This window comes from Micromonospora sp. DT227, assembly GCF_049841835.1.
GTDB lineage: Bacteria > Actinomycetota > Actinomycetes > Mycobacteriales > Micromonosporaceae > Micromonospora.
Window position 1 is genome coordinate 161,337 of record NZ_JBNCLA010000011.1, and the last position, 20,671, is coordinate 182,007.

General features: G+C 69.3%; 14 protein-coding genes and 1 pseudogene. 7 read left to right on the top strand and 8 right to left on the bottom strand.

From position 1 onward, the window contains the following. Positions 1-107 precede the first annotated feature (107 nt). Together ACLQ2W_RS29485 and ACLQ2W_RS29490 are read right to left on the bottom strand one after the other, a co-directional pair. Entirely contained in the window at positions 108-2,462 is a 2,355-nt protein-coding gene (locus ACLQ2W_RS29485; protein WP_425790579.1) for an AbfB domain-containing protein, read from the bottom strand. Between the two features lie 270 nt (positions 2,463-2,732). After that, on the bottom strand, positions 2,733-3,710 hold the full coding sequence (locus tag ACLQ2W_RS29490) for a hypothetical protein (protein ID WP_425790581.1): 978 nt from the start codon (positions 3,708-3,710) through the stop codon (positions 2,733-2,735). Positions 3,711-4,108: 398 nt separating this feature from the next. On the opposite strand from ACLQ2W_RS29490, the gene ACLQ2W_RS29495 reads away from it, so the two are divergent. After that, complete coding sequence (locus tag ACLQ2W_RS29495) at positions 4,109-5,326, top strand: chitosanase (protein ID WP_425790583.1); 1,218 nt, start codon at positions 4,109-4,111, stop codon at positions 5,324-5,326. 464 nt (positions 5,327-5,790) lie between these two features. On the opposite strand, the gene ACLQ2W_RS29500 is transcribed toward ACLQ2W_RS29495, so the two are convergent. The 5 genes from ACLQ2W_RS29500 to ACLQ2W_RS29520 all read right to left on the bottom strand — a co-directional run bounded on the left by ACLQ2W_RS29500 (position 5,791) and on the right by ACLQ2W_RS29520 (position 13,016). Beyond that, on the bottom strand, positions 5,791-6,432 hold the full coding sequence (locus ACLQ2W_RS29500) for a DUF5825 family protein (protein WP_425790585.1): 642 nt from the start codon (positions 6,430-6,432) through the stop codon (positions 5,791-5,793). A 41-nt stretch (positions 6,433-6,473) separates the two neighbouring features. Then, positions 6,474-8,399 carry a RiPP maturation radical SAM C-methyltransferase gene (locus ACLQ2W_RS29505; RefSeq protein ID WP_425790587.1) on the bottom strand — a complete coding sequence of 642 codons (1,926 nt, stop codon included), beginning with the start codon at positions 8,397-8,399 and terminating at the stop codon, positions 6,474-6,476. Positions 8,400-8,664: 265 nt separating this feature from the next. Next, positions 8,665-10,470: an alpha/beta hydrolase family protein gene (locus ACLQ2W_RS29510; RefSeq protein WP_425790589.1), complete on the bottom strand. Its 1,806-nt coding sequence runs from the start codon at positions 10,468-10,470 to the stop codon at positions 8,665-8,667. A 3-nt stretch (positions 10,471-10,473) separates the two neighbouring features. Then, positions 10,474-11,715 carry an MFS transporter gene (locus ACLQ2W_RS29515; RefSeq protein ID WP_425790591.1) on the bottom strand — a complete coding sequence of 414 codons (1,242 nt, stop codon included), beginning with the start codon at positions 11,713-11,715 and terminating at the stop codon, positions 10,474-10,476. Positions 11,716-12,188: 473 nt separating this feature from the next. Then, complete coding sequence (locus ACLQ2W_RS29520) at positions 12,189-13,016, bottom strand: SDR family oxidoreductase (RefSeq protein ID WP_425790593.1); 828 nt, start codon at positions 13,014-13,016, stop codon at positions 12,189-12,191. 274 nt (positions 13,017-13,290) lie between these two features. Here ACLQ2W_RS29520 and ACLQ2W_RS29525 point away from each other — a divergent pair. Next, a pseudogene (locus ACLQ2W_RS29525) lies at positions 13,291-13,440 on the top strand (IS5/IS1182 family transposase); the annotation flags it as partial. 250 nt (positions 13,441-13,690) lie between these two features. Next, positions 13,691-14,818, top strand: coding sequence for a cytochrome P450 (locus ACLQ2W_RS29530; protein ID WP_425790595.1), 1,128 nt, complete (start codon positions 13,691-13,693; stop codon positions 14,816-14,818). Between the two features lie 25 nt (positions 14,819-14,843). Here ACLQ2W_RS29530 and ACLQ2W_RS29535 read toward each other — a convergent pair whose 3' ends face one another. Continuing rightward, positions 14,844-15,230 (bottom strand): hypothetical protein, encoded by a 387-nt coding sequence (locus ACLQ2W_RS29535; RefSeq protein WP_425790597.1) that lies wholly within the window; start codon positions 15,228-15,230, stop codon positions 14,844-14,846. Positions 15,231-15,849: 619 nt separating this feature from the next. Between ACLQ2W_RS29535 and ACLQ2W_RS29540 the strand changes: the two genes are divergently transcribed. The 4 genes from ACLQ2W_RS29540 to ACLQ2W_RS29555 all read left to right on the top strand — a co-directional run. Then, positions 15,850-16,410, top strand: coding sequence for a hypothetical protein (locus ACLQ2W_RS29540; RefSeq protein WP_425790599.1), 561 nt, complete (start codon positions 15,850-15,852; stop codon positions 16,408-16,410). A gap of 46 nt (positions 16,411-16,456) precedes the next feature. Then, on the top strand, positions 16,457-16,969 hold the full coding sequence (locus ACLQ2W_RS29545; RefSeq protein ID WP_425790601.1) for a hypothetical protein: 513 nt from the start codon (positions 16,457-16,459) through the stop codon (positions 16,967-16,969). A gap of 217 nt (positions 16,970-17,186) precedes the next feature. After that, complete coding sequence (locus ACLQ2W_RS29550) at positions 17,187-18,002, top strand: 4'-phosphopantetheinyl transferase family protein (protein WP_425790603.1); 816 nt, start codon at positions 17,187-17,189, stop codon at positions 18,000-18,002. A gap of 1,020 nt (positions 18,003-19,022) precedes the next feature. Then, positions 19,023-20,671: type I polyketide synthase (locus tag ACLQ2W_RS29555; protein ID WP_425790605.1), on the top strand; the 1,649-nt coding region annotated here is incomplete at its 3' end.

Below are 20,671 nucleotides of genomic sequence, written 5' to 3' on the forward strand. Positions count from 1 at the left end.
GTGGAACCGTAAACAACCTTTGTCAATGGATGTGCCTCGATCGAGGGAGGCGGGGCGCTGCCGGAGGGAGGCGGGGCGCTGCCGGGGGAGTCAGCGCCCCGGCTTGGTCAGGGCGCCCAGGGCGTCGTGACGTTCCAGGTGCTGTCCGCGGCCCACAGCGCGGGTGAGTTCCACGCCTCGCCGCCCGCGCCGTTGCTCAGCCAGACCTCGGAGTCGTAGTGCCGCAGGTACCTGCCGCGGAAGTTGTAGGACTCCAACGAGACGCCGCTTCCGGTGACCCCGACCCGGGCGCACCAGGTGGCGTCCGCGCGGAGCAGCGCCGAGCCGTCGTTCGGCGAGTTGCGTACGCGCGAGTTCTGGTGCCGGAGGAACTGCCCGGGGAAGTTGACCGACTCGAACGAATAGCACGTCGCGTCGGCCAGACCGGCCCGGACCGTGTAGGTGGCGTCGTTCCTGAGCAGCGCGGAGCTGTTCCCGTCCACGACCTCCGTGTAGGCGAGGCTGTCCCGGTGCCGCAGGTACCGGTTGGTGAGTCCGGGGGTGGTCACCTGGAAGGAACGGCGGGTGTTCAGCGGTAGCGCCACCGGCGCCGAGCTGCCGACGGATCTCGACGCGTTGATGAGGGACAGGTTGGCGGCCCGTACCCGGGCCTGGTCCATCTTGACCACCTGCCGGTCGTAGGTGAGGAATCCGTTCAGCTCACCCTCCTGGTCGGCGATCTCGGTGTAGACCGAGGCGCTCAGTCCCTTGCCGAGCATGAGGTTCTGGGCGCCCTGCACGAGGCCGACGTAGCGGTCGGTCAGCGCCGTCGAGTTCGGTTGCCACTCGTACGCGAAGAAGGCGCCGTTCGGGCTCCACTCGTGTCCGGGCGCGCGCAGGCCCAGGCCGCCGAACTCGCCGAGCACGGCGATCCGGCTGCTCGACGGCACCGGCGAGTCCGGCCCCAGGTAGACGTGCCAGTCGTCGATGTCGCCGTTGCCGGGATCGCCCGACGACTGGCAGCAGTTGTGCCCGCTGTGCGCGTTGACCAGCCGGGTCGGATCCTGGTTCTTCACGTTCTGGGCCACCCGGCGGGTGTCGGCCAGCGCACGCTCCCCCCACCCCTCGTTGTAGACGGTGTAGGTGACGACGGCCGGCGAGCTGCGATGCTCGTCCACGATCTCGCGGGCCTCGGCCTCGAGCTGTGCCTGCTGCGCGTCGGTCGCGTCGATGTCCTGGGCGGTCAGTGACGGGACGTCCTGCCACACCAGCAGACCGAGCCGGTCGGCGTGGTAGAACCAGCGCTGCGGTTCGACCTTGATGTGCTTGCGCACCATGTTGAAACCGAGGTCCTTGTGCTTCTGCAGGTCGAAGGCGAGCGCGGCGTCGGTGGGCGCGGTGTAGAGCCCGTCCGGCCAGAACCCCTGGTCCAGCGTGCCGGTCTGGAAGACGAACTGGCCGTTGAGCTTCGGCCGCAGGACGCCGTTGACCACGCCGGTGCTGATCTCACGCATGCCGAAGTAGTGCGTGGTCCGGTCGACCTGACCGCCCGCCGCATCACGCAGGGTGATCCGCAGGTGGTAGAGGAACGGATCGTCGGGCGACCAGCGGCGGGCGTTCGGCACGGGCACCGTGAACTCGGTGAAGCCGCCGGTAGCGGAGCCGACCACGGTGGAACCGTTGAGCGCCTCGGCCACGACGCGGTGTCCGCTGACGTCCCCGCGGGTGAAGACCCGGACGCGGAGGGTGTTGTCGGCCAGGCGTGGGTAGAGGTCGACGCTGCTGATCGACGCCGCCGGCACCGGTTCCAGCCACACCGTCTGCCAGATGCCCGAACTCGGCGTGTAGAAGATGCCGCCGGGTTGTTTGGTCTGCTTGCCGATCGGCGGCAGACTGCCGTTCTGCCGGCTGTCCGTCGGGTCCCACACCTTCACCACGATCTCGTTCGCGCCGTTCCGCAACTGCGCGGTGACGTCGAAGGTGAAGGCGTCGTAGCCGCCGGTGTGGCCGCCGACCGCCACGCCGTTGACCCAGACGGTGGTCTGCCAGTCGACGGCGCCGAAGTGCAGCAGGACGCGGCGTCCGCTCCAGTTCGTGGGCACCGTCACGGTGCGCCGGTAGAACAGGTGGTTGCGGTTGTCGCCGGCGGACCGTTGCACTCCGGAGAGGGCGCTCTCCACCGGGAACGGCACGTTGATCCGCTCGGGCAGGTCGGTGCCGAACTGTGGGGCGTCGTCCGTGGCGGACTGGCGTAGCTGCCATTCGCCGTTCAGGTTGAGCCAGTCCGGCCGGGTCATCTGCGGTCGCGGGTAGTCCGGCAGTGGCACGCCGTCGAGGGCCTGGGCGGTCCAGGGAGTGCTCAGCGGCGGGTTCTTGGCCGGCACGGCGTGCGCCGGCGCGGCCGGCGCGGTGAGCAGGCCGGCGATCAGCGTGAGAACGGTCAGCAGGGGCGCGGCGAGGCGGACGGGATCGGGACGTGTCATGCCGTCTCCATCGGACGGGCCGTCAGGGCCGAGCTGCGCCGCCGGCGGCTGGCGGGTGTCGGGCGGCCGATCAGGTCAGGTCCGGTCCCGAGGCCGGGCGCGGATACCGATGGGATCTCCGGGAGCGAACGGCGGCGACCGTCGTTGCCGTCCGTCTAACGTTATAAAACCCGGACGGACGAACCGTCAATCCTCGTTCATCGATATCTCGCATGGCGTCATCCACCGGATCGGCAGCCTCGTCCCCGTTCTGCGGTCCCGCGCCCGGTCTCAGGTGGTCAGGGGCGTGAGGAACACCGTGGCGGTGCAGCTGATCGCGCCGACGTTCGTCACGGTCAGGGCGAGCTGGCGTTGGGTGGTGCCGTCCGGGTTGACCCGCTGCACGTACCAGGTGCGGGTGATCTCCATCTGGCACGGGTCGGTGAGCTGCGCGCCCCAGGGGGACAGGCCGAGCAGGTGGACGGCGGTGAGCGGGTTGGCGTTGTTCCAGGTCCAGGTGGACGAGCCGGCCGGGGCGAGGGTGCCGACGTACCAGGTGGTCGGCACGGACAACTGCGCCAGGCGGACCTGCGCGCCGCAGGTGACCGTGCCGATGTTGCGGATCACGAAGGCGAACTTGCGGACCGCGCCGGCCTCCTGGAGGTACCAGGTGCGGGTGATCTCGAGCTGGCAGGCGGCTGCTCCGCTCGCGCCGGTCGGGCTCAGCCCGAGCAGGTAGGAGACCGTCGGCGGCACCTGCTCGACCCACCGGTAGTTGCCGGTGGCGCCGGGCGCGAGCGGCGCGATGGTCCAGTCGTACGTCGAGGGCTGGGCGGACAGCAGGACCGTCGTCGCGCAGGTGATGGCGCCGCTGTTGCGGAGCTGGAAGTGGAAGCGTCGTTCGCCGCCCGGCTGTTGCGAGTACCAGCGGCGGGTCACCTCGAACTGGCACGGCAGCCCGGCGCTTGCGCCGGTCGGGGAGAAGCCCACCTGGTACGCGACGGTGAGCGGGTTGGCGTTGTTCCACACCCAGCCCTGGGTGTCGCCGGGCGCCACCTGTCCGGTCGACCAGGACGCGGCCAGGCTGGCGCGGTTGGCGGAGTGGTGGATGCCGGTGGACCGCGCATCCGTCGGCACGACGCGCTCGGACCGGGCGCCGCCGGCGGGGGAGCCTCCCGCCGGGACCGCGGCGGCGGGGGCGGCCGAGCCGGCGAGCATGAGCAGTACCAGCAACGCGCCGAGGCGCACCCGCAAAGTTGATCCGCGCACTTGCCGCCCCCACCTGGTCTGCGTCACGTCGGTCCTCACGATCGCACGCCGGCCCGGACCGATCATCGGATCGACCGGGACGGATAGATGACACGAGCCGGTGGGCGGTCGTCCCTCCGGTGTCGAGTTCGGCCGTGCGCGCGGACTTCCACATCGCGATGACGGACATGCGCCCACACCCCGCGACCGTCGGCGGTCCGAACCGGCGACGCGGCCCGGTCCACCCGGGACCGGGCCGAGGTCGACACCGCAGCCCTCGCCGGGCGGCCCCGATTGACAGTCGATCGACGTGCTGCTATCTGTTAGTACAGTTTACTGATTCTCGTACGCCCGCTGGGCCACGGTCGCGTCGGGCACTGACCGGCCGGCGGCTTGCCGCCCCTTCCCCGAGGAACGTCATGGTGCGCAGAAGGACAGTCGCCTACGCCGTGGGCACCCTGCTGACCGGCATCGCGGTGGCCGGCTACGGCCTGCCGTCGGCCAGCGCCGCGACCGCCGGCCCGATCACCGGCCTGGCCGGCAAGTGTGTCGACGTGGCCGGGGCCGACCCGGCCAACGGCACGGCGGTGCAGCTCTACGACTGCAACGGCACCGCGGCCCAGACGTGGACGGTGGGCAACAGCGACAGCTCGATCCGCGCGCTCGGCAAGTGCCTCGACGTCACCGCCGCCTCGACCACCAACGGCGCCAAGATCCAGCTGTACGACTGCAACAACACCGGCGCCCAGAAGTGGACCGCCGCCGGCGGTGGAGCCCTGGTCAACACCGCCTCGGGCAAGTGTCTCGACGTCACCGACCGGAGCACCGCGAACGGCGCCCGACTCCAGATCTGGAGCTGCGGCGGCACCGCCAACCAGCAGTGGACCCTTCCCGGCGGCGGCAATCCCACCCCTACCCCGACCACCACCGTCCCGGCCGGCGCCAACCTCGACGACCCGGCGAAGAAGGACATCGCCATGCAGCTCGTCTCGGCGGCCGAGAACTCCTCGCTCGACTGGCGCGCCCAGTTCTCCTACATCGAGGACATCGGCGACGGTCGCGGCTACACCGCCGGCATCATCGGCTTCTGCTCCGGCACCGGCGACATGCTCGAACTGGTCCAGGCGTACACGAACACCAAGCCCGGCAACGTGCTGGCCGGCTACCTGCCGGCGCTGCGCGCCGTCAACGGCACCGCGTCGCACGCGGGCCTCGACCCGAACTACCCCCGCGACTGGCGTACCGCGGCCAACGACTCGGTGTTCCGCGCCGCGCAGGAGGCCGAGCGGGACCGGGTCTACTTCGACCCGTCGGTCCGCGACGGCAGGAACGACGGGGTCCGGGCGCTCGGCCAGTTCGCCTACTACGACGCGGCGGTCATGCACGGGTACGAGGGCATGCGTCAGATCCGCAGCCGCGCCCTCGCCCGGGCGAAGCCCCCGGCACAGGGCGGCAACGAGCGGACCTGGCTCAACGCGTTCCTCGACGAGCGGGTCGTCGAGATGAAGAAGGAGGCGGCCCACTCGGACACCTCCCGCGTCGACACGGCACAGCGGGTGTTCCTCGCCAACGGCAACCTCGACCTGAACACCCCGTTGGTGTTCGCCGTCTACGGTGAGCAGTTCCGCATCGGCTGATCACCACTCCAGGCCGTCCCGCCGAACGCCGGGCCGCCGCGTCTCCGTGTCGGTCCGGCCGATCGAGGCGGTGACCAGCGGAACATGGTCACGGCCTCGATCGCTTGAATGTCGGGGTGTCCTCGTAAGGCTGGCCGTCTCGACGGTCCCCATTCACCGCCCGGATGGCGGTCTTCGGGGTGGAAAGGCTCGTCGGACTCACGCGGCCTTACGGAGGACGCCGGCCCGTACCAGCGCGCGAATCACGCGGTGCGGGCCCGGGCCGACGGCCCGCCGGTCGCCGTCGCGCCCCGACGTCCCGGTGTCCGACTCACCCAGGTGTACGCGTTCGCTCAGCTCGCGGTGCTGGCGCTGCGCCCGCCGCCCGACCGGCCTCCGGATGAGGACGGCGCGGGAAGTCGGCCCGTCGGCCGGCGGGCCAGGCCGGCGCCGTCATCGCCGGAACCGACCCCACGTCCGTCGGACTAGATGATCATGGAAGGCAGCGGCCAGCGACGTAGCCGATACGGCAGCCAGACCAGCATGGTGCCCACCTGCACGACCAGGCCCTCGGCCGCGAAGTCGCGGGCGATGTCCAGGTCGATGTCGGCGATCGGGGCGCCCTCCATGACCTGTGCCAGCATCGCCAGATATGCCGGGTCGTCGATGGTCAGCAGGTTGAGCCGGCTGGACCGGCGGTCGCGGACCTGTACGAACCCCGGGCCACGCCGGAAGGTGCACTTGTCGATGTAGTACGACCGTCGCCACGCGTCGAGCGGCTCCATCTCGTCCCCGGCCGCCGGGGAGAGCTCGGCCGGCGGATAGAGGTGGCAGAAGACCCGCCAGTCCGCCCCGCCGTCGACCGGCAGCAGCAGCCGCCATTCGACGCTGATCCCGTGACTGGTCAGCTCCCGAACCAGCACCAGGCGGCGGACCGCGTCGCGGGACGCGGTGTCGTCCTCGACGGCCAGGTTCACCGGGTCGATCAGGGTGACGTGGCGGATGCCCGCGTCGAACCAGCCGGCGACGGCCTCGCCGGGAGGCCCCTGCAGCTCGGTGACACCGAGGTCGATCCCGGGTACGTCGCCGACCTCGCGGTCGTGGTCGTGGGCGAGACGGACGGGCACGGGGGCCAGGGTGGGTCCGGCGATGGCCACGGTGGTTCTCCTCAGACGGTGGTCAGGGTGGCCGGCTCGGCCGACCGGATCTCGGAGTTGTCGGCCCCCGGCCGCGCGCCGACACGTTCCGGGTGCAGGTGGTCGATGCGCAGCAGGTGCTGGTTCATCGAGCGGGGCGCGACGTGCACGAACTGCCCGCCGTCGGTGAAGACGACCCCCAGCTCCCGCCAGCGTTCCAGGAGGACCGCCAGTTCCGGTTCGGGCCGGGCCAGCCGGCGGGCCAGGGAGCCCAGGCTGTGCGGCTGGTCGAGCAGCCGGAAAGCGGCGACCTCCCCTGCGTCGGTCAGCCGGACGACGCGCCAGTCGAAGTGACGACGGCGGCTGACCAGGACGATCTCGTGCCCGAGGTCGAGGTGGGTGAGGCGGCTGCGGGCATACTCGTCCTGCCACTCGGTGACCGCCGCGTCGAGCCGGGTGGCCAGGTCGGTGCCGATGCCCCGCTGGGGTACGTCGAAGATGTACGCCAGGTCCATCAGTTCCGACTCGGGCAGGTCGTAGTTCAGGAGGTACTGCGCGGCCGGTCGCAGCTCGCCGAAACCCAGCTCCGGCCGGTTGAAGTAGGGGCTGAACCGCTCGATGGCGATCCGGCTGCTGCCACCCGCCGGGGACAGGTGGTGCAGGGCCGGGAACTGCGCCAGGATGCTCTCGTAGTCCTCCCCGGTCTCGCCCGGGAAGCCGTAGAGGTAGTTCCAGGCGACGGTGATGCCGCTGGTCTCGGCGTCGCGCAGCATCCGCACGTTCAGACAGCCGGTCACGCCCTTGTCCATGATCTTGAGTACCCGGGCACTGAGGCTCTCGATGCCGGGCTGCACGCTCACCAGGCCGGCGTCGGCCAGCGCCTGCACCTGCGCGCCCTTCATGTTCGACTTGATCTCGTACTGCAACCGCAGGTCGTATCCGGACTCGGCAAGCCGAGGGAGGAGTGTCGACACGTAGCTCATGTCGAGGATGTTGTCGACCACGAACATGTCGAGCACCTGATGCCGCTCGGCAAGCCCGATGATCTCGTCGTAGAACGCGCCCGGGTGCTTGCTGCGAAACTCCATGAACGATCCGTTCAGCCCGCAGAACGTGCAGTGGTGCTTCTCGCCCCACCAGCAGCCCCGCGCCCCCTCCACGACCAGTTTCGGCTCGACCCAGTTGCGGGCCCGGGACGCGGCGAGCCGCTCGAAGTAGCCGGTGTAGTCGGGGGAGACGATCTCGGCCGGCGGCAGTGGCTTCGTGCTCATCGGGTTCGCGGTCCGCCGGCCGTCGCGGTCCGTCCAGCACAGACCCTCGACGGCAGCCAGGGCCCGGTCACCGCCGGTCAGCGCCGCGAGCAGGGCGGGAAACGCCGCCTCGCCCTCGCCCCGCACGACCAGGTCGACGAAGGGGAAGTTGCGGTGCAGGGCCGCGCCCTGCTCGCCGTCGCAGTTGGCGCCGCCGAAGACGGTACGGATCGTCGGATCGAGTCGCTTGACGTGCTTGGCCGCCGCCAGCGCGGCGGTGTTCTGCTGGAAGGTGGAGGTGAAGCCCACCAGGTCCGGACCCCGTTCGAGGATCCTGGCCGCGAGGTCGCCGATGAACTCGGGGGCGCAACGGTGCAGTTCGACGTTGAGCGCCAACTCCCGCTCGGACATCTGGTCGCGGACCCGGCTGGTGAACTCCTCCACCCGCCACTCCGGGTCGTCGTAGAGGGCCGAGGAGAAGACCCAGTCACCGCAGCCGGCGAAGTAGGTGAACAACGAGTAGTACTGGTAGTCGCGTAACCCGAACTCGGTCCGGTCGACCACCCAGTCGACGTAGTCGAGGTTGGCGTGCAGGACCTCCACCTCGGCGTCCGGATACCTCCGGCGGACGCTGTTGGTGAGGATCCCCAACGCCAGGGACGGGACATCGATGGACGCCCACGGCATGTTGACCAGCAGAATCCGCACGTCGTCTCTCCTTGCTCACCATGCCCCGGGCAGGACGGTGGGGGTGGGGGTGGAGTGGGACCGCAGGAAGCCGGCCGAGAGCCCGGACCGTCGGTCCCACTCCACCGTGCTGCGTCAGAAACTGACAGAGACCGTCACCGTCACGGAGACGTCGGAACGGCCCTGGTCGCGGTTGCCGCTGATCGGGTCGTTCTCGATGATGTTCTTACGCATGCTCTTCACCTCCCCTCGTCATGGGTAGACCGTCAGGCCGCCGTCCGGCACGTCAGTCCCCCGGTCGCGCCATGGCGAGCGCGACCGGTGTCCCCTCGTTCCGTACGCCGTCGAAGTGCTGCTGCATGAACATCAGCACCGCCTGCATCAGGGCGACGTGACCCCGAGCGTCGAAGTCCTCGTGCCCGGCTCGCGTCCGCAGCAGTTTCACGGGAACCCGGCGCCGCATCAGCGCTCCGGCGTACCGCTCCACCGGTGCTGGCGGGCACCGAACGTCGTCGGTGGCGACCGCGAGGAAGGTGGGCGCGCGCACCTGGTCGACGTAGCTGGCCGGGGACGATTCGGCGTACCGCTGGGGTACCTCGCCCGGGGTGCCGCCGAACAGCGCCGTGTCGAGCGCGCGGATCGCCGGGGTGGCCGCCTCGAAGGCTGCCGCGTAGTCGGCGATCGGGTTGATCGCCACCCCGAGCCGCCACAGCTCCGGCTGTCGGCCGAGGGCGAGCAGGGTCAGGTAGCCGCCCCACGAGCTTCCCCACAGCGCGACCCGGTGCGGGATGATCACACTCCGGTCGCTCAGGTGGGATCGGACCGCCGCGAGATCCTCGAGCTGGGTGAGCCCCACCCCGGCCCGGAAGTCGTTACGCCAGGCGGCACCGTAGCCACTGGACCCGCGGTAGTTGACCCGCACGACCGCGCAGCCGGCGCGGACCAGGACCTCGACCAGCGGTTCGTAGGCGTCCCGGGCGTGCTGGAAGGGCCCGCCGTGAACCAGGAAGACCGCGGGCAGCGGCCCGGTCCGGTCGGCGGGCGCGGCCACCAGCGCGTGGATCGGGCCCGCGGCTCCCGCCACCCAGACCTCGCTCCGCCGGCAGAACTCGGCCAGCGACACCGCCTCGTCAGCCGGCCCGTCGTCCGGTCCCTGCGGCAACTCCAGCCCGGCGACCGAGCGGATCTGTGGTGGAGTGGTGGAGTCCGTCCAGACGTACGCCACGTCGTCGTCGGGCCAGACCGCCGCGTCCAGGATGCTGCCGGCCGGCGTGGGAACTCCCGTCAGCGTGCCGGCGGTCAGGTCGGCGCAGTGCAGGCGGCTGCCGGCGTGCCGGTCCTGCCGGACGAGAACCCGGTTCCCGTCCGGGTACCAACTCGCCGTGATCTCGGTGTCGAACCGCCACCGGTGCCGGCTCAGCCCGTCGGCCCGGGCCCACGTGGCGATCGCGTACTCGTCGTCCTCCTCGACGACCAGCAGCAGCCGGGCGGGGCCGGAACCGGGCGCGAAGCCCAGCGGCCAGATCCGCCGACCCGCACCCCCCGACAGCACCGCCACCGGTCCGCCGCGGGAGTCGAGGACCGTCGTCCCCTCCGGCGACGCGGCGTCCCGGCCGACCACGAGCAGGTCGCCGGTCGGATCCACGTCGACCAGATGGGCGTATCCGGACATCCGGGTGACCGGCGTGACCCTGCCGTCGGCGGTCCGCCGGTACAGCGTCATGCCTTCCTCGTCGGAGAGGCCGACCATGGCCGTGCCGTCGGCGGTCATGGCGAGGCCGGCGTGCCGCGCCGACGCGATCCCCGGCAGCGCCTCGGACGAGCGTTCCGGATGGTCGAAGTCGCTGATCCGCCACGTTCCGGTCCCGGTCAGGTCGTCGTCGAACCACCAGACAGCGGTGCCGGCGGGATCGACGGCCGCGCGGTTGGTGCCAGCCGTGCGGGCGGTGACCTGGTGGGCCACCCCGGCCGCCCGGTCCCAGGCGAAGACCTGGCAGCGGCCGTCCGCGTCGCCGATGTAGGTGGCCCGGTGCGGTGCGTGCTCGGCCACCAGTGGCAGTGCCGGGTAGTAGACCCGGAAGGGGCGGGCCATCTTTCAGTCCTCCCTGACGGTCGGAGCGCTGGTGCGCAACCGCCGGACGTTGACTGTCGCGTATGCGGCGAGCAGGGCCGTGAGCACCGCGAGGGACAGAGCCGCGATGCCCGGGGCGAACCGGGCGACCAGGGCACCCGCGACGACCGGCGCGAACACCCGCAGGACATCACCGGTGGTGCCGATCACCGTCGCCACCCGCCCCTGGAGATGGTCGGGCGTGACGGTGATGGCGCGGGACTGGAAGACGATGGCCACGATGGGTGTGAGTAGGAAGATCAGTCCGAAGATGAGTCCGTAGCTCCAGGGTTGTCGGGCCACGGCCAGGAGGGCTACCAGGCCCACCGTCACCCAGGACACGACCGGGATGGCCACCACCGGGCGGACCCGACGCAGCACCCCGGGCGCGGCCAGTGCGCCGATCAGGCCGCCCACGCTGGCGATCGCCAGAATCAGGCCGATCGACACCGGCAGGTCGCCACGACGGCCGGTGACCAGGATGGTGTGGTAGACGAGTGCCCCGAGCACGAAATTGATTCCGGCGGCCCAGAACGTGACGAACCGCAGGAATTTTCGTTTCCACACGAAGCGGAGACCGGCCCGGAGATCGGTGAGGAACGAATGACGTGCGGTCCGTTGTGGGGACAGATCCGTCCGGATGGCGGCGACACAGGCAGCGGCGATTAAATAGGTCATCACGTCGGCTAGGAACGGCATCCAGCGCGCCACCTGGAAAAGCGCGCCCCCGAGCATTGGCCCGGCGATCCGCATGGCGTGGTTGCGCGCTTCGAGCCGGGCCAGTGCCTGCTTGTCGTCGGCGGGCAGCACTCGACGGATGGCCCCCGCGCCGGCCGATTCGTAGCCGGCCTGGGCCACCCCCTCGACGAACGCGGCGCCGGTCAGGACGGCGAGGGTCGCCGCGTCCGCCGCCAGCGTGGCGGTGACCATGCCGATCGCCCCGGCCGCCACCAGCAGTGCGGTGACCATCATGGCCTTGCGGGGCAACCGGTCCGCCAGGACTCCCGCCACCGGCGCGGTGACCAGCCGTCCGGCCAGACCGACGCCGCCGACCAGGCCGGCGGCGGTGGGCGAGCCGCTGATCGCCAGCGCCACCAGTGGGAGCACCAGGCCGGAGGCCTGGGAACCGAGCAGGTTGACTCCGCCGGCGAGCCAGTACAGGCGAAAGTCGCGGGCTCGGGAGGAATCGAGTGTGAATGGCGATTCACGAGCCGAGGTGGCGGTCATCCTCGCGGTCGCTTTGATTGCACACAAATCTCCTACGGGCGAGCAGGAAGTGAGCGTTCAGGGCAATTTGTGGCGTTGATGGAAGCCATTGTCCTGATTGGTGGCCGAAGGGGATCGAGCTGTATCCGAACGCTAACACTCGGTAGCGTGGCTGACAAGACAATCTCTCTGCCGGCACCAGGTTGCATCGGTTTAGCTCGATTGTGCCTTGGTGGCGAAATAGTCCTGAGTCGAATGGGTGCCCCGCCCGGCCGGCGGGGCACTGCGCCGTCGGCATGGTCCTGGAGTCCGCCGCCGCCGGAATGCCCGCCGACGTCGCCGGGACGGCCGGGGCGAGCAGCCGGCGTCCTCGGCCGACTGCCGCATCCCGGCCAGCACGGCCTGCTCGCTGTCCTCCAGCACCCGAGCAGATTCACCTCTGGCGCCGGCTGTCCGGGCGGGGTCGGCCGGCGAAGGCCACCTCGCACGCCTGCTCACGGGATGGTGTGATGGCCCGCCTTGATCACCTGGTCGTACTCCCGGCGTCGGGCGTCGTAGGCGAGCTTCAGGAACGCCTCCGAGTCGGATCCCACCGGCAGCCGAAGCGGCGGCGAGTCCATCTGACCGAGCCGCCAGACCACGTCGGCGAAGAGCTCGGGGGTGTTGATCTCCGCATAGGTGTTCATCTCGTGCAGCGCGCGGAGCGCGCTCTCGGTGACCGGCGTGTAGTCCGCGATGCGGTGCTCCGGCATCTGCATGTTGGCGCTGTAACCGGTGGCGAAACCGCCCGGCTGCAGGATGGTCACCTTGACCCCGAGGTGCCCGGCCTCGGCGGCCAACGCTTCGGCCGCTCCCTCCAGAGCAAACTTGCTCGCGGTGTACGCGGCGAGCCCGGGGAAGGGAGCCACGCCGTTGACCGAGCTGACGAAAACGGCGTGCCCGCGGCGCTGCGCCCGCCACAGCGGCAGCACGGCGCGGGTGAGCCGCCACGGCCCGAAGAGGTTGGTGGCGAACTGTGCGGCGAGCTCCGCGTCGGAAGCCTCCTCGAAGGTGCCGAACTGGCCGTAGGCCGCGTTGTTGACCAGTACATCGATGCCGCCGAAGGCCTCCACGGCACGCTCGACCGCTGCTGCGCACTGCTCCGGATCCCGTACGTCCAGGGCGGCGGCCACCACGTTGTTCGGATGCCGGGCGACCAACCCGTCCAGGGTCTTGGGCTGCCGGGCGGTCGCCACCACCTGGTCGCCCTCGGCGGCGAGCCGGGCCGCGAGAGCCTGACCGAGTCCGCTCGAACACCCCGTGACCAGCCAACACTTTGTCATCGCTCTCGACCCGCCTATCCACTGGGTTATGCCGCGATTGCAGGGTGTCAGAGGTGACGCAAAAGGTGAAGAAGTATCGACCGTCGCCACGCTGATTCGTCGGGTATCCGGCATCGGGCCCGCTGCTGCGCTCTCGTGTCGGTCGCCTCCCTGGTGAGTGTGGCGACGGTCCTGTAGATCAAGTCAAATATTAGCTAAGAGTTGCAGCGGTCGATGCAAGCTGAGCGGCCTAATTGCAGCTCAGTGACCATCTCGGGCAAGTAGTGACAAGCCCGATCCGGCTACGTTCCGTAAAGGCGCACCTTCGTGGAAGGCTGCTTCAGCCGCCTCAAGCGGCGGCGTGACCTGGCCACTCGCTACGCCAGACGCCATCCGCTACCGGGCCGGCCTCGTCCCGATCGCCGCCATCATCGGGCTTCCATGATCGGCGGACAGGCCTGGTCGAAACCCGCCCCGACCTGGTTCCCGCCAATTTCCTGCGCTTTGCTGGGAACTTTTCCGGCCGGTCGAGCGACAGGTGCCCGCCGCGGGCGGGCATGGCGCCGGCGTACGTCCCACGCCATAATCACCGCATGGAGGATATGAGCGGGCCGATTCGGCAGGACAGATTGTTCACCCTCAAGGCGCTGGAAAACCCGACCCGCCTGTTCCACCGAATTCGGGCGGAATCCCCGGTGACCTGGGTTCCGGAGCTCAACGCGTACCTCGTCACCCGGCACGCGGACATCGTCGCCGGGATGAAGGACCGCCGCCTGGCCAACGCGAACATGGCCCAGGGTCTCCGGCGGCTGAGTCCCGCCGAGCAGGACGAGTTGCTGCCGCTGCGCGCCTCGCTCGACATGTGGATGGGGCACACCAACCCCGCTGACCACGTCCGCTTCCAGCAGCTGTTGAAGCGGTACTTCATGCCCGCCACAGTGGACGCGCTGCGCCCGCGGGTACGGGAGTTGACCCACGAGCTGCTCGACGCCGTGGCGCCGCAGGGCCGGATGGACGTGGTCAAGGACCTGGCGTTCCCGCTGCCGGCGAATGTCATCGCCGAGATGCTCGGCATGCCGATCCGCGACCGCGATTTGCTCCATGCCTGGTCGCGGGACATCCACACAGTCTTTCAGATCGCCAACCTGGCCCAGCTGCGCCGGTGCCAGCGCAGCCTCCTGGAGATGCAGGACTACCTGCGGCCACTGCTGGCGGAGCGCCGGCAACAGCCGCGCGAGGACGTGCTGAGCACGTTCGCGGCCGCCGAGAAGGACGGCCTGGTCACCGAGGACGAGATCGTCGCCAACTGCGTGCTGCTGCTGTTCGCCGGCCACGAGACGACGGCCCACCTCATCGCGAACGGGCTGCTCCTGCTGTTCCAGAACCCCGAGCAGCTCGACCTGCTCAAGAAGAAGCCAGAGCTGACCCCGTCAGCCGTGGAGGAGATGCTGCGCTGCGACGGCCCGGGCGGGAGCGTCGTGCGGATCACCACCGAACCGGTGGTGATCGGCGGCGTGCCCATCGCGGCGCACCAGACCATCTACCTCGCCATGGTGGCCGGCAACCGCGACCCCGAGGTGTTCGACGAACCCGACCGTTTCGACGTCACCCGTACCCCCAACCGGCACACCGCGTTCGGCATGGGCGCGTCCTACTGCCTGGGCGCCGCGCTGGCCCGGATGGAAACGGACGAGTGCTTCCGCATCCTGCTTGCTCGTTTCCCGGACCTGCGCCCGGTCGACGCGACACCGGACTGGCATGTCAACTCGCCGTTCCAGCATCACCTGAACACGCTGCGGGTCGAGCTGACCGGCCGCCACTGACCCGGCCGCCCGCCCGTCCGGCGGTTCAGGCGGTCCGGCGGCGGGCGCCGGCGACCCAGCGGTCCCGGTCGGCGGCCTTGTGCCGCACGTACCGGGACACCTCGGGGCGTGGCAGGACGAGGAACCGCTCGGCCGCCAGACCCTCGACCACCACGCCGGCGACGTCGTCCGGCTCAAGCAGCTCGCCGGCCGCGGTGACGGCCTTCGCCGCGGCCGACCGGCCTCGGGGCCGGTCGTCGACAACGGGGTACGCACGCCCCGCGCTCACCCGAAGGCCGGCGTCGCCGTAGGTCACCGCCAGCCATTCGGCGTACGCCACCGCGGCGTGCTTCGTCGCGGCGTACCGGCGTTTCCCCCGGGGCCACCAGCAGACCGGGTCGCCCAGCAGGTATCCGCCGCCGCGGGCCAACATCCGGGCGCCAGGCGCGCGCGGAGTAGACGTGCCGCTCGACGGCGTCGATCAGCGCGACGACCTCGTACTCCCCACCGCCACGTCGGTGCGCGTCGCCAGTGCGGGAACGCTCGCCTGCCAGATTTCGGCGGCCACCGCGGCGGCGGCCGCGCGTAGTGATCCGCGACGCGGACGCCGGCCGCGTCCTCAACGGCGAACCGGCGCGCCGTCGCGGCGCCGATCCCGCTGGCGCCGCTGCGGGTGCCGGAAACCCTGTCCGTGCAGTTCGGGCAGCAGGCTCGTCCTCGTGGAGGACTCCGCCCAGGCGGTCACGTCGGCGGATGGCCAGGTGGGTGATCGGGTCTGGGTTGGTGATCGGTCTGGGTGGCGGATGCAGCGGCCGTGCCGGGCAGCGATCAGGGTCACGGTGCCAGCGAAGCGCGGGCCGTGCATCTGCCGTTCGAGGACGGCGATCTGGTGTCGCAGGGGCAAAATTCCCGCGTCCTTGGCCCGATCGTTCAGATGCGAGCAGCCTGGACAGGCCGAGGAGCACACGTTCTCGCCCTGGCCGTCAAACCCTGTCATGAGCAGGGCGGACGCCTTTGCCGGCACCCGCAAGGCGAAGGACTAACATGTCGGGATGACTGCCTTTCGTGTCGCTATATCAACGGATGACGATGAAGTTGCTGGTGCGGTTCAACTCCTGATCAGGATTGAAGCCAGCGGCGGCGTGCACCGGATCGCTGAGATAACGATGCGCAGCAATGGTCCGACCGGTTTGACTGTCAGCTCGCTGCCTGAGATAGATCTTGAGGCGATCGGGCAGGCACTGATCAGGGGCGCGGGAGCCTCGCGTGCCAGCAGTTCGGCAGTGGAGGCCGGCGCGGCGACTGGAGTCGTCGGTCCCCGCGCGCCCGCTGGCGGTCGGGTGACGACTCGCGGGCGGTCCGACACTCAGCAGTCGGTTGACGGTTCGGCGGATCATGGCCGGCTTGCCGCGGCGCAACCGGCAGAGACGACGCGCGATCAGGGGACCGGGTCGGGCCGCGCCTACCGGCGCATGCCCGATGCGGAAGAAGTCCGGGCCGTGTACGAGGCCGCTGGTACCGTCACCGGCGTCGCCGAACACTACGGGGTTCCGCGGCACACCGCGAAGGGTTGGATAGGCCGGTTGCGGAAGCTGGACGGCAAGCCATCGTAACGGTGTGCTGCCCGTGGTCGGGCTCACCGCATAGAGGAGAGCTTTGATGAGCGAGTACCTCATCACAGTTGAGCAGGTTGGCGGCAGCGGGCAGATAAAGGTCGTTGTGGACCTGGCCTCAACTGGCCCTACCCTCCGGGAGATTTCGGTACGTCCTGACGACGGTGGCTCCGCTGTGCCGAAGACGCTGGCTGAGCTGGACTTTCGACAGATTGTCGAGATCGCGTCTCGGCTGTCTGGAGAGGCGGAAACCGCTGGCTCGGTGCCGGACATCGTTGACGGACATGACGTGGAACGAGACGAGCCTGCGCAACCAGTCGACGGAGGGCGGATGTCGGCGCCTGCGGACAAGGTGCCGCCCGGACGCGTCGGTAAGCACGTCAGCGACATGCCGCCCGACTTCCCCGTCACGTACTGGAAGATGGGGAGTGCGGCGAGGGTCGCCGAGCATTACTCGGTTCCCCGGCAGATCGCCAACGGCTGGATCAAGGAGCTGCGACGAACCGGCAAGGCGCCGGATCCATGGCGTCAGGGACGGACGCGCGGGCGGCCGCTCTGAGCCAGGCCATGTCGCACGCCTCCCGGGCACGGGTTCAAGCCGCTGCAGGCAGAACGTGAGTGCGAACGACCTTGCCGACATCGGCTTCGAGGGCCGAGAACCCGTACGAACCCGTTCCGGGCGCTCTCACACCGGGACGACGCCCGGCGCTGGCGGTCCTGCACCCGATTGAACGCGGCCCGTCGGACCCGGCAGCGGCGCTATCGGTCGTCTCCACGTGCCGGCGTTCCTCAACGGCCAGTTCCTCCGTGCCCGCCTGAAGGCCAGACCAGCAGGCGCGGCGGTCGCCCCGATCGACTGCCACAAGCGGTGCATCGACCCGGCCGACGCCCACGACTGGTGCGAGGACCCGCTCAGCGAATCGGAGTGGGCCCGCGCCGGGTCCCGCCGCCGGGTCGCGGCGCGACGACGGCTCACGACGGCAACCCCGCTCCTCAAGGCCACGGTTGCCGAGTCGGCCGATGACGATCCGCGGAAGGTCAAGCTTCGCCGCGAGTGTCCGGACTGCCGAGGTCCGCACGGGCACCCTGAGGTCGTCGGAAGCACGCTCAACGTCTCCTGCACGCATGCCGGCGACATGGTGGCGGTCGCGCTGTGCGCGGACGCAGCCGTCGGAGTAGACGTCGGGCAGGCGATCGCCGACGTCGACGTCGACGTCGACAGCATGCTGGGGCTGGTGCTCGGCGACGCCCAGCGCGCGGACTTCCGCGCTGTTCACGGCCGGCGGGCCCGGATCCAGGCATTCTTCCACTGTTGGACGCGTAAGGAGTCGGCGCTGAGGGCGACCGGCGACGGGCTGCGGGTCCCGATGTCGAACGTGACAGTGTGGGCGTCGCACGACCTGGTCCGCGAACGCGACGGGCGCGGAAGCGTTTGCCGTCAACGGCTTTGTCCGCTGGTCCGGACCGGCGGGCAGAGCCAGCCGAACTCGCCGGTAGCGGCGAACGACACGATCGGCCGGCCGCGTCATCGCGTCCCTTCTTCGTGCTTGCGGTCGTTGCGCCGGACGCTTGACAGGGTGCGCGGATATTGAGAATCGTGTATGGAGAAGCCGTTCCGGTGAAGAAAACTTCTACGGGGGAAGGATCATCGATGCCTCGTCATCGTTCACCTCGACGTGTCTTCCCGGCCAGGTTGGGGCAGTCGGCTGTGCCAACGCGGCCCCGGCCTCAAGTAGACGCTTCCCGGGGGAGGTAAGCGGTTCATGTGAACGACTGCCCAGGCAATCAGCGGGTCTGTCACACCTCATGGATCGCCTCACACGACGATCTGGGATCACCAGTCTTTTGTAGACGGCGGCCCATAGTGGATTTGCCATGTGAAAGGGCCACCAGTTGCTATGGATGATTCTGGACGGGTTCTGGGACTGGATCGGGCCGCTGTCGCCCGGCACGCGCAGTGGTGCCGCCCGCTGGGATCAAAATGGTGACACGAGGTGCTGCCGGCCGATCCGCATGCTGCGGACATGATCGACTGGGTGTAGGCGCTGTTCGACAATTCGTACGTGTGGGATCAGAAGGGCGACCCACGATAGGGCGACAGCGTCGAAACCGGCTCGAAACGTCATGTGATCATCGAAGGCCTGAGTATCCCGATCGCTGTCAGCCTGACCGTCGGCAACCCGCTCGACCTCTCCAGTTGACGGCGGCTCTGCCGCCTGCCGGAAGGCATCGAGCTCGACATTTTCGCTCTACTCGCTACAGGGTACGGCCGATTGGCGCTCACCAGTGGGCGTGGATCGAACCGTCGCATCGCTGCACCGTTCCTCCGCGATTGGGTCCGGTGACTGACCCTCAAGGACATTCGCCGAAGGTCTTCACGTGCCCGACCTGCCGAGTCATTGCTGACGACGTCTCGTCAAACGATTCAGTGTCAAGACTCCGACCGCGTGGCGTTGACCTGATGGTCCGTAATCGAAGATCACGTGTAGGTCGGGTGGCTGTGTGAGCCCAGCCGAGGTGTTACCGGCAGGCTCACTTCCAGGCCGCTGGTTCGTGTTTTCCGCTGTGTGGATGAGAATATCTGAGGTTGGCGATGTCTGAGATTTTCAGCGATGTCTGAGGCCTTTCGGGGTCAGGATAGTGCGATTGCCGTTGTCGGTGTGTCGTGTCGTCTGCCGCGCGCGGCTGGTCCGGCAGGGTTCTGGGCCTTGTTGCGTGATGGGTTGGACGGGATCTCTTCCACTCCTGCTGATCGGTGGGGCGTTGCTGCGGTCGACTCGGGTAGTCCGGCCCTGGGTGCGGGGTATGGGGGTTACCTTTCCGGGGTTGATCAGTTCGATGCGGGGTTTTTTGGGATTTCGCCGCGGGAGGCTGCTGCTGTTGATCCGCAGCAGCGGCTGACGCTGGAGTTGGGTTGGGAGGCGCTTGAGGACGCCGGCGTCGTGCCGGAGCGAGTCAGGGGCAACCGTGTCGGGGTGTTCATCGGTGCGAACAAGGATGACTACGCCACCGTGGCGCGTCGGCGCGGGGTGGAGGGGATCACTGAGCACAGCACCACTGGTTTGCAGCGTGGCATGATCGCTAATCGGGTGTCGTATGTGTTCGGGTTGACTGGGCCGAGTATCACTGTTGATACCGCCCAGTCGTCGTCGTTGGTCGCTGTTCACCTCGCTTGTGAGAGCCTGCGTCGTGGTGAGTGTTCCAGCGCGATTGTTGGCGGGGTTGTTCTTAACCTCAGCGCAGAGGCTGCCGTTGAGTTGTCGAGGTTCGGGGCGTTGTCGCCGGATGGCCGCTGTTTCACGTTTGATGCCCGGGCCAACGGGTTCGTGCGTGGCGAGGGTGGTGCGGTCGTTGTCCTGAAACCGTTGGGGCAGGCGTTGGCCGACGGTGACCACGTGTATTGCGTCATTCGCGGTAGCGCTGTCAACCACGATGGGGTAAGTGAGGGCCTGACGGTTCCTAGTGCCTCCGCGCAGGAGGAGGTCATTCGGTTCGCGCATGAACGCGCGGGCGTGCAGGCGGCAGACATTCAGTATGTGGAGTTGCACGGCACGGGCACGAAGGTTGGTGATCCGATCGAGGCGGCCGCGCTGGGCGCGGCCGTGGGCAGGCCCCGGCGTGCTCATGGTCCGTTGCGGGTGGGCTCGGTCAAGACGAACATTGGCCATCTTGAGGGTGCTGCGGGTATCGCCGGTTTGCTCAAGGTGGTCTTGGCGATCTACCACCGTCAGATTCCGGCCAGTTTGAACTTCCGGCAGGCGAGTCCGTGGGTTCGGCTGGAGGAACAGAACCTCCAGGTTCAGACGCAGACCGCGGGATGGCCGGAACCTGGCCGGCCGCTGGTCGCGGGCGTCAGCTCGTTCGGCATGGGCGGCGCCAACTGCCACGTCGTCGTCAGCGAGGTCACCGACCCTGAGGTCGCGGAGGGCGTCAGGCTCGGCGGGCCGGTGGGGTCGGCACCGTGGGCGCTGCCGCTGTCGGCGAGATCGGCCCGTGCGTTGGGTGAGCAGGCGATGAGGCTACGGGCGTTCGTGACCGAGCAGCTGGAGCTCTCGGTCCCGGATGTGGCCTGGACCCTGGCCACCGCCCGGTCGGTGTTCGCGCATCGGGCGGTGGTGGTGACCGCAGATGTGGACGGCCTCCTGGCTGGACTGCAGGATCTGGCTGGGTTGCAGGATCCGGCTGGGTTGCAGGATCTGGCGGGGTTGCGGGATGTGGATGCCTCGTCGGTGGTGCGGGGTGTCGCGGCTGGTGCGGCTGG